This window comes from Falsiroseomonas oryziterrae (assembly GCF_021864505.1).
Lineage (GTDB): Bacteria > Pseudomonadota > Alphaproteobacteria > Acetobacterales > Acetobacteraceae > Falsiroseomonas > Falsiroseomonas oryziterrae.
This window is the reverse complement of record NZ_JAKJIB010000646.1, coordinates 1-856: the sequence shown is the minus strand read 5'-3', so window position 1 is coordinate 856 and position 856 is coordinate 1. Positions and strand designations below refer to the sequence as shown.

Here is an 856-nt window from a genome sequence, read left to right as displayed (position 1 = left end):
GCCTTCGCGCCGGCGCCGTCCCCCCAGCCAGGGCCAGCTCGCGCGCCGGCGCATCGCAGTCGCGGTGGCGAAGCGCCTGTTGCCGGTCGCGGCCGTCGCCCTGCTCGCCTCCATCGCCCTCTGGCCGGAATTCGAGAGTGCAGCCGACCGCGGACGCGTCGCCTTCAAGCGGGCGGCCGAGGTGCGCGCCGACGCGTTGCACATCGTCGAGCCGCGCTACCAGGGCGTGGACGAGCAGAATCGCCCCTACACGGTCACCGCCTCCGTCGCCGTCCAGGCCGGCAACGGCGATATCGTCGACCTCCAGGCGCCGCGCGCCGACCTGCAGCTCAGCGATGGCGGCTGGGTCTATCTGGAAGCCGAAGAGGGCCGCTACGACCGCCGGCGCAACTGGCTCGACCTCAGCGGGCGGGTGACGATCCACCACGACGACGGCACGCAGTTCGTGACCGAGAGCGCCTCGCTCGACATCGCGACCGGCGATGCCGCGGGCGATGCGCCGGTCGCCTCGCAGGGCCCCTTCGGCACCCTCACCGCGCAGGGCTTCCGCCTCTACGACCGCGGCCAGCGCGTGGTCTTCAACGGGCAGTCGCGGGCGGTGCTGGAGGGCTCGGAATGAGCCCGCCCGCCGCCTGCCTTCGGGCTGCCCGCCTGGCCACGCTGCTGGGTGCGGCGCTGCTCGCGCTGCCGGCAGCGGCGCAGAATCTCGACCTCTCGCAGGGCGGGCCAGTGGAGATAACCTCCACCGACGGCATCGAATGGCGCCAGCAGGAGCAGGTCGTCGTGGCGCGCGGCAATGCGCGCGCGGTGCGCGGCGGCGTCACCGTGGACGCCGACCGCCTGGTCGCGCGCTACC

The 856-nt window shown here is 73.9% G+C and carries 1 protein-coding gene and 1 pseudogene; both read left to right on the top strand.

Annotated features, from left to right (window positions below):
* Nucleotides 1–619: LPS export ABC transporter periplasmic protein LptC (gene lptC / locus L2I40_RS23840; protein ID WP_237217824.1), on the top strand; the 619-nt coding region annotated here is incomplete at its 5' end.
* Nucleotides 616–856, top strand: a pseudogene (locus tag L2I40_RS23835) (LptA/OstA family protein); the annotation flags it as partial. The gene lptC and the pseudogene L2I40_RS23835, both read left to right, overlap by 4 nt.